The sequence below is a fragment of the Rahnella sp. NRRL B-41462 genome, assembly GCF_003263525.1.
Taxonomy (GTDB): Bacteria; Pseudomonadota; Gammaproteobacteria; order Enterobacterales; family Enterobacteriaceae; genus Rahnella; species Rahnella aceris.
Genome location: NZ_JYDF01000130.1, coordinates 1 through 8429, shown reverse-complemented (window position 1 = coordinate 8429; position 8429 = coordinate 1). Strand labels below are relative to the sequence as shown.

The 8429-nt window shown below is 58.0% G+C and carries 6 protein-coding genes and 1 pseudogene; all 7 read left to right on the top strand.

Features of this window, described 5'->3' with window-relative positions; genetic code table 11:
- Positions 1–520 precede the first annotated feature (520 nt).
- The 7 genes and pseudogenes from UC14_RS23875 to UC14_RS23845 all read left to right on the top strand — a co-directional run bounded on the left by UC14_RS23875 (position 521) and on the right by UC14_RS23845 (position 8374).
- Complete coding sequence (locus UC14_RS23875; RefSeq protein ID WP_013575709.1) at positions 521–1255, top strand: FadR/GntR family transcriptional regulator; 735 nt, start codon at positions 521–523, stop codon at positions 1253–1255.
- Positions 1248–2270, top strand: coding sequence for an ABC transporter ATP-binding protein (locus tag UC14_RS23870; RefSeq protein WP_013575710.1), 1023 nt, complete (start codon positions 1248–1250; stop codon positions 2268–2270). Before UC14_RS23875 ends, UC14_RS23870 begins: the two co-directional genes overlap by 8 nt.
- Complete coding sequence (locus tag UC14_RS23865; RefSeq protein WP_015690006.1) at positions 2267–3382, top strand: ABC transporter ATP-binding protein; 1116 nt, start codon at positions 2267–2269, stop codon at positions 3380–3382. Before UC14_RS23870 ends, UC14_RS23865 begins: the two co-directional genes overlap by 4 nt.
- Positions 3379–4896 (top strand): ABC transporter substrate-binding protein, encoded by a 1518-nt coding sequence (locus tag UC14_RS23860; protein WP_112198564.1) that lies wholly within the window; start codon positions 3379–3381, stop codon positions 4894–4896. Before UC14_RS23865 ends, UC14_RS23860 begins: the two co-directional genes overlap by 4 nt.
- A gap of 17 nt (positions 4897–4913) precedes the next feature.
- Positions 4914–5858 (top strand): ABC transporter permease, encoded by a 945-nt coding sequence (locus UC14_RS23855; RefSeq protein WP_013575713.1) that lies wholly within the window; start codon positions 4914–4916, stop codon positions 5856–5858.
- A gap of 1 nt (position 5859) precedes the next feature.
- Positions 5860–6735, top strand: a complete 876-nt coding sequence (locus tag UC14_RS23850; protein ID WP_013575714.1) for an ABC transporter permease — start codon at positions 5860–5862, stop codon at positions 6733–6735.
- Between the two features lie 30 nt (positions 6736–6765).
- Positions 6766–8374 (top strand): annotated as a pseudogene (locus tag UC14_RS23845) (gamma-glutamyltransferase family protein).
- Positions 8375–8429 lie beyond the last annotated feature (55 nt).

The following is an 8429-nucleotide window of genomic DNA, read 5'->3' as shown; positions in this document are numbered from 1 at the left end:
CCGGTCAAAGTACACTTTAACTATCTGATTTGCAATTAATACCCCACCCCAACCCTCCCCTTCAGCAGGGGAGGGAGCTGAACTGAATTCTCTGGCTCCCCTGCGAAAACTTCACCATTACTCACAAACTTGCAGACGAAACCACTGCCCGTGTCCGCTCCGGCTTGCGAATTATTCCTTAATACCCCGCCCGACCCTTTCCTTCTTTGGTAAAGCAACGAAATAGCGAACCATTAGCCAACTTATTCCATTTATTTGATCGGCTTCTCATCCCGCAAAATCACGCACCATTACGATCCGTTAACATTAATTTAACGCACTACACTTGTGCATATAAGATGAATATCAATATCTTATAAAAAATTAAAACGATCCTCTGACTAAAGTGCGTAAATTTTAGTCTTTTGAAATTAAAAACAAATTCTCCTGTTTGCAAAACTTTTTCACGAACCATTACAAAATTGGTTCAGAAAATGCAAAGGACTGATTAACGATTTAATTCCCAGCGGGAAACTGACATATGACAACGCACTCCGGGGCGCTACCCCCTTCTAACGGCACATCGAATTCAGCGCTGGAACAGCTACGCCAGCTGATACAACAGCATCCGGATCAGACGCAGCCACTGCCTGCGGAGCGTGATCTGATGCAAATGTTTGATGTCGGCCGCCGTGAAATCCGCCGGGCGCTGGATGTGCTGGAAGAAGAAGGTCGCGTGTGGCGCAAGCAGGGGAAAGGCACGTTTATCGGGCCCAATGGCCCTGCCCAGCCGCTGAGCCTGCAGGCGTTACCGAAACAATCCAACTTGCAGGAAGTGATGGAAGCCCGTCTGCAAATCGAACCGGGGCTGGCGAAATACGCCGCACTGCGCGCTACGCCGGAACAAATCCAGCTGATGCGCCGTTTACTGGACAAAGTGAAAACGATGTCGCGCGGTGATCCGGATCAGATTGAGCTGTGGGACAGCGCCTTTCACCGCGCTATTGCCGATGCCGCGGGTAACCGGTTGTTGCTCGGATTGTTTGATGCCGTCGACGCCATCCGCCGTGACCCGAGCTGGCTGGCGGTGCGCAACGCGGCACGCAATCAGGAGCGCCTGAACCGTTACGACGATCACCATGAACGTATCGTAGAACACATCGCCGCACGCCAGCCGAAAGAAGCCGCGAAAGTCATGCGCGAGCACCTTCTGGCGCTGCAACAGGCATTTCTTTCCACCCTGCATGATGATGACGAGGATTTTACTGATGACTGACCCCGCCGGACCCGTCAGGCCGCTGTTACACATTAACGACCTGAGGGTGCAATTTTCCGGTTCTCCCGCGACCGTGCTCGACGGTATTTCCTTACAACTGGAAGCCGGAAAAACGCTGGCGCTGGTGGGCGAATCTGGTTGCGGCAAAAGCGTGACGTCGCTGGCGCTGATGGGGTTATTGCCCGCCAGCGCTAAAGTGTTGCAGGGCGATATCCGGCTCAATGATACCTCGCTGCTCGGGCTGTCTGAGCGTCAGTACGCCGACCTGCGCGGTCAGGAACTGGCGATGATTTTTCAGGAGCCAATGACGTCGCTCAATCCGGCGCTGACACTCGGCGATCAGCTTGCCGAAGCGGTCATGCGTCATCAGGGTGTCGGCAAAAAACCGGCCCGCGAACAGGCGCTGGAAATCCTGAAAAAGGTGCAGATCCCCGCTCCTGAATTGCGGATGGAGGCTTATCCGCACCAGCTTTCCGGCGGTATGCGCCAGCGGGTGATGATTGCCATGGCGCTGATCAACCGTCCGCAGTTGCTGATTGCCGACGAACCGACCACCGCGCTGGACGTCACCATTCAGGCGCAAATCCTCGCCCTGCTCAACCGTATTCAACAGGAAACCGGCAGCGCATTGTTGCTGATCACCCACGACCTGGGTGTGGTGGCGGAAGTCGCCGACAGTGTGGCGGTGATGTACGCCGGGCAGATCGTCGAACAGGGTCTGGTGACCGATATTTTCAATAATCCGCAGCATCCTTACACCATCGGGCTGATGGGGTCGATGCCGTCGCTGGCTCCGCGTCAGGGCGCGCTGTCCACCATTCCCGGTGCCGTGCCGTTACCGAAAGACATGCCGCAGGGCTGCCGCTTCTCGACACGCTGCCCGTTCGCCACCGAACGCTGCCACCAGGAGCGTCCGCCATTGCGCGCCCTGAATCAGTCGCCGCACCACGTCGCCTGTTTCTTTGCGCCGCTGGAAAACTATTTCGTGTTGTCCGCCGAAGGAGCCTGCGCATGAGCCTCACTCCCCGCCCCATTCTGGAAGCCGCCGCGCTGAGCAAAGTTTTTAAAGGGCCGTCGTCACTATTCAGCAAACCGAAAATCGTGCAGGCGGTGGATCGTGTGTCTTTGCGCGTCTGGCATGGCGAAACGCTGGCGATTGTCGGCGAATCCGGCTCAGGGAAGTCAACCCTGGGTCGCCTGTTATTGCAGTTGCTCAGCGCCTCCGACGGTGACGTGTTTTATGAAGGCGAAAACCTGAAACAGTTTTCGGCTGAACAGATGAAAAAGCTGCGCCGCGACCTGCAAATCATCTTTCAGGATCCGTTTGCCTCACTCAACCCGCGCATGACCGTGGAAGAAATCGTCGGCGAACCGCTGTGGCTGCACAACATTGTCAGTGGTAAAGCAGACAGACAGGAAAAAGTGCGCGAACTGATGACCACGGTCGGCCTGCCCGCCGCATTCAGCAACCGCTATCCGCATGAGTTTTCCGGCGGTCAGCGCCAGCGCATCGGTATCGCCCGCGCACTGGCGTCCTCGCCGAAACTGCTGCTGGGGGATGAACCGGTGTCGGCGCTGGATGTGTCAGTGCAGGCGCAGGTGGTGAATCTGCTGGAAAGCCTGAAACAACAGTTTGGTCTGACGATGATTGTCGTCGCGCACGGTCTGGCAGTGATCCGCCATATGAGCGACCGTGTGGCGGTGATGTACCTCGGGCAAATCGTGGAACTGGCCCGCACCGATGACATTTTTGATCAGCCGCTGCATCCGTATACCCAGGCGCTGATTGCCTCCGCGCCGCTGCTCACACCCGGTGTAAAACGTCCGGTGCCGATGTTACAGGGCGATATGCCCAATCCGGCCAATATGCCCACCGGCTGCCGTTTCCATACCCGCTGCGCGTTCGCCACCGACGAATGTCGTCTGGTGGAACCGCCACTCGAAACCGTCAGTGACAACCGCATGGTGGCCTGCCACCGCTGGAGCGAACTGCAACGGGACCGCACCTCGGTGCTGGTTCCGCCGCCGTCCGCCGCTTTTACCTTACGGCGTGCGCTGTTTGAACAAGCGAGCCAGTCCCGGCTTTCACTTTCCACTCCAACCTCAACCCAGGGAACCCGACCATGAGATTTGCACCCCGCTTAACTGCCTGCATTCCCGCCTTAATGTTGTTGACGTCTGCGGGCCTCGCCCATGCGGAAAGCACCCTGCGCATCGGCCTTGGCAGTGATCCTGACATGCTGGATCCGGCCACGGCGCGCACCTATTACGGGCGTTTCGTGTTCAGCGCCATGTGTGAGCGTCTGGTGGATGTCGATCAGCATCTTAAAATCGTGCCGGGTCTGGCGAAAGACTGGGCGTACAGCGACGAGGGCAAAACGCTGACCCTGCATCTGCGCGAAGGCGTGACCTTCCATGATGGCGAGAAATTTGATGCGCCGTCGGTGAAATACAATATCGAACGTTACCTGACGCTGCCGGGTTCTTTGCGCAAAAGTGAGCTCTCTTCCATTGAATCCGTGGAAGTCACCGCGCCGTACACCGTGGTTTTCCATCTGAAAACCGCAGACGCCGCGTTGCTGATGCAACTGACTGACCGCGCGGGCACCATGATGGCGCCGGAAGCGACGGCCAAAGGCAATGTGGCGGCGCATCCGGTCTGTTCCGGCCCGTACGAGTTTGTCAGCCGCGTTCAGCAGGACCGCATCGTGCTTAAGCGTTTTGAAAATTACTGGAACAAAGGCGCGTATCACTTCGATAAAGTGGTGTTCCTGCCTATTCCGGATGCGTCGGTTCGCCTTGCCAACCTGCGTGCGGGCGATTTAGACATCACCGAAGGCATTGCCGCCAGCGACACCGCAACGGTGAAAGCCGACAGTAATCTGCAACTGGCCAGTACCACCGGCCTCGGTTACATGGGGCTGACGATCAATATCGCCAACGGCACCGCCAATACCAATACGCCGCTGGCGAAAGATGCCCGTGTGCGTCAGGCACTGTCGCTGGCGATTGACCGCGACGCTTTGAATCAGGTGGTATTCCAGGGGCAATATACTCCGGCGAATCAGGCCTTCTCGCCTGCCAGCCCTTATCACGCCGACATTCCGGTGCCAAAACGTGACATCGGGAAAGCCAAAGCGCTGCTGGCCGCCGCCGGGGTGAAAACACCGCTGACCATTGATTTCCTGGTCGCCAACAACCCGACTTCTCAGCAGGTTGCGCAGGTATTGCAGGCGATGGTCAGCGAAGCAGGCATCAACCTGAATCTGCAAATGACCGAATACGCCACGCTGCTCGATCGCCAGCAACGCGGCGAATTCAAAATGAGCATGTCCGGCTGGTCAGGGCGCCCGGATCCGGACGGCAATATCTTCTCGTTCCTCAATACCAAAGGCGGCCTGAACGACGGCAAATACAGCAATCCGCAGGTCGATCAGTGGTTGCAGGAAGCGCGTCTGACCAGCGATGTGGAGAAGCGTAAAGCCCTCTACAAGCAGATTGTGGTGCAGGAAAACCTCGACGATCCGCTGGTGTATCTGTACTTCGAACCGCGCATTTTCGGCATGAGTAAAAAAGTGACCGGTTTCGTACCTTACGCCGACGGGCTGATCCGGCTGCAGGGTCTGGCGCTGAACAAGTAATTGCCTGAGGAAAGACAATGTTAGAACTGGTGGTGAAACGGCTGATTTCAGCCATACCGACGTTGTTTCTGGTCACGCTGATGGTGTTCTCATTGCAGAAATTACTGCCGGGCGACCCGATCACCGCGATGGCGGGCGAGGAGCGGGATCCGGCAGTGATTGCGCAGTTACGCGAGCAATATCATCTGAATGATCCGATCCCCAGCCAGTATTTCCACTGGGTCGGCAACGCGCTGCGCGGCGATTTCGGTACGTCGCTGCGCACGCAGGAACCGGTATTACAACTGATCGCCAGCAAACTGCCGGTGACGCTGGAACTGTCGCTGCTGGCGATGATTGTGGCGCTGATTATCGGCATCACCATGGGCGTGCTGGCGGCCGTTAACAAAGGCACCTGGATAGATAACGGCACCAATTTTCTGGCGCTGTCGGGGATTTCGATCCCCCATTTCTGGCTGGGTGTGCTGCTGATTATGTTGTTCTCCGTGAAACTCCACTGGCTTCCTGCGTCAGGTTACGTGCCGTTCTCAGAAGATCCGCTGCAAAACCTGAAAACCATGCTGCTGCCTGCGGCGGTGCTCGGCACCGGCCTTTCTGCCACGCTGATGCGCCATACCCGTGCGGCGATGATTGCGGTGCTGAAAGCCGATTACATCCGCACCGCCCGCGCCAAAGGGTTGCTGCCGAAAAAGGTGATCATGAAACACGCGCTGCGCAATGCGCTGGTGCCGATCATCACGCTCACCACGTTACTGTTCGGCGAACTGCTGGGCGGCGCGGTGCTCAGCGAGCAGGTTTTCACCATCCCGGGCTTTGGCAAAATGATTGTCGACTCGGTGTTTAACCGCGATTACGCCGTGGTTCAGGGCGTGGTGATGGTGGTCGCGGTCGGATTTCTGCTGATGAACCTGCTGGCCGACGTGCTGTACGTTCTGGTCAACCCACGCATGCGGAGAGCCTGAGATGAGCGTTTCTGTGATTTCCGTGACAACGTCACTCCCTGCCCGCGAGCCGAACCGCGTACTCAGCAAATTTCTGCGCAATAAAAGCGCAGTGACTGGCGCAGTGCTGGTCATCACCTTCGCCTTGCTGGCGTTGCTCGCCCCGTGGATTTCGCCGTTTGATCCGATCAAAGCCGATTTCATGGCGGTACGCAAAGCGCCTTCCGCCCTGCACTGGCTGGGCACCGATGAACTGGGCCGCGACATTTTATCGCGCCTGTTCTGGGGGGCACGTACCTCGCTGATGGCCGGTTGCGTGTCGGTAATTATCGCCATTGTGATCGGCGTTCCGCTGGGGCTTATCGCCGGTTTCTGGCAGGGCTGGATGGACAGCATTATCTCCCGCGTGGTCGAAGCGCTGCTGTCGTGTCCGTTTCTGGTGCTGGCGATTGCTCTGGGTGCTTTTCTCGGCCCAAGTCTGGGTAATGCGATGATCGCCATCGGGCTTTCGGCTATGCCGATTTTTGCCCGCCTGACGCGTGCGCAGGTGATGAGTATCCGCAACGAGGAATACATTGAAGGGGCGCGGGCGATTGGTCTGCCCGACCGCTGGATCCTCTGGCGTTATGTGCTGCCGAATGTGCTGTCGCCCATTCTGGTGCAGGCGACGCTGGCGATTGCCTCGGCGATCATCACCGAAGCCAGCCTGTCGTTTCTCGGCCTCGGCCAGCAACCGCCGGACGCCTCGTGGGGCGCGATGCTTAACACCGCGCGCAGCTTCCTTGAGCAGTCGCCGTGGATGTCAATTTTCCCCGGTCTGGCGATTTTCCTCACCGTACAGGGTTTCAATTTGCTGGGTGACGGGCTGCGTGATGCGCTCGACCCGCGTTCTGAATAAACCGTTTGCAGCTTTTTTAAGGAAGAATACATGTCTGAGAATTACGATTTTAATGTGGCTTATCCGACCCTGCGTCCGACCATGATGGGTGCCAATGCGGTGTGCGCCTCGCAGCCGCTGGCGGCTCAGGCAGGCATGAAAATGCTGATGTTGGGCGGTAATGCTGCCGATGCCGCTATCGCCACTGCCATCGCACTCACCGTCCTTGAGCCGAGCGGCAACGGCGCAGGCAGTGACGCATTCGCGATCGTCTGGGACGGCAAAAAAGCCCACGGACTCAACGCTTCAGGCCGTTCACCGGCAGCGTGGACGCCGGAGTATTTCGCGGACAAAGGGTTAGATGCCGTACCGACCTACGGCTGGGATGCGGTTACCGTGCCGGGTGCAGTCTCCGGCTGGGTGGCGCTGGCAAAACGCTTCGGTACCCTGCCGCTGACCACGCTGGCACAACCGGCGATTGATTATGCCCGTAACGGTTTTCCGGTATCGCCGCTGATTGGCCGCCTGTGGGAAATCGCGGTCAAAAAACTGCATAACCAGCCGGGCTTCATGGAGTGTTTCGCGCCCGAAGGTCGTGCGCCGAAAATCGGGGAAATCTTCCGTAATCCGGCACTGGCTGACTCACTTGAACTGATCGCCAGAACCGAAGGCGAAGCATTTTATCGCGGCGAACTGGCGGAAAAAATAGTGGCGCACAGTCAGGCCCACGGCGGCGCAATGACGCTGGATGACCTGGCGAATCACCAGGCCGACTGGGTGGAAACCCTGCAGCAGTCGTTTGCCGGTGGCTCGGTTCATGAGTTGCCGCCGAACGGTCAGGGCATCGCCACGCTGATTGCACTGGGCATTCTCGACAAGCTGAATATCGGCAGCCAGCCGGTGGATTCGGTGGAAACCACGCATTTGTGTATTGAAGCGATGAAACTGGCACTGGCGGATCTGGACCAGCACGTCACCGACAGCGACCATATGTTCTTCGATCCGCAACTGTTCCTGAACGATGATTATCTGGCAGAGCGGGCAAAACTCATTGACCGCAGCAAAGCCAGCGACGTGACTTACGGCGCACCGCGTCCGGGCGGCACCGTGTATCTGACGACGGCAGATTCCAGCGGCATGATGGTCTCTTTCATTCAGTCGAACTACATGGGCTTCGGTTCCGGCGTCGTGGTGCCTGGTACCGGTCTGAGTATGCAAAACCGTGGCTGCGGATTTACGCTCGACACGGCGCACGCCAACTGTGTCGCACCAAACAAGCGCACGCTACATACGATCATTCCCGCCTTTGCACAGGACGCCGAAGGCAAACCGCTGATGTCATTCGGCCTGATGGGGGGGCCGATGCAGGCGCAGGGGACATCTGCAACTGGCGTTGCGCGTGATGCTGTATAAACAAAATCCGCAGGCCGCCATCGATGCGCCGCGCTGGCGGATCAACGGCGGGCGTCAGGTGGCGATTGAATCCACCTTCAATCACAACACGCTGGCAGCGCTGCGCGCAATGGGCCACGAACTGATCGTGGAAGACCCGCTCGGCGGCCACTCGTTTGGTGGCGCGCAGGTGATTGTCACCAATCCGGCAGGCGGTTATCTGGCGGGTACTGAATCCCGCAAAGACGGTCAGGCACTGGTGATGTAGGTCGGGTTTCACTCTGCACCGCGAGCGGGTTTTGCCCTGCTCCTCCCCCCTGCGA

Bases quoted from the DNA above. Each gene is read 5' to 3' on its own strand.
- UC14_RS23875 (WP_013575709.1), top strand. From the start codon at position 521: ATGACAACGCACTCCGGGGCGCTACCCCCTTCTAACGGCACATCGAAT.
- UC14_RS23870 (WP_013575710.1), top strand. From the start codon at position 1,248: ATGACTGACCCCGCCGGACCCGTCAGGCCGCTGTTACACATTAACGAC.
- UC14_RS23865 (WP_015690006.1), top strand. From the start codon at position 2,267: ATGAGCCTCACTCCCCGCCCCATTCTGGAAGCCGCCGCGCTGAGCAAA.
- UC14_RS23860 (WP_112198564.1), top strand. From the start codon at position 3,379: ATGAGATTTGCACCCCGCTTAACTGCCTGCATTCCCGCCTTAATGTTG.
- UC14_RS23855 (WP_013575713.1), top strand. From the start codon at position 4,914: ATGTTAGAACTGGTGGTGAAACGGCTGATTTCAGCCATACCGACGTTG.
- UC14_RS23850 (WP_013575714.1), top strand. From the start codon at position 5,860: ATGAGCGTTTCTGTGATTTCCGTGACAACGTCACTCCCTGCCCGCGAG.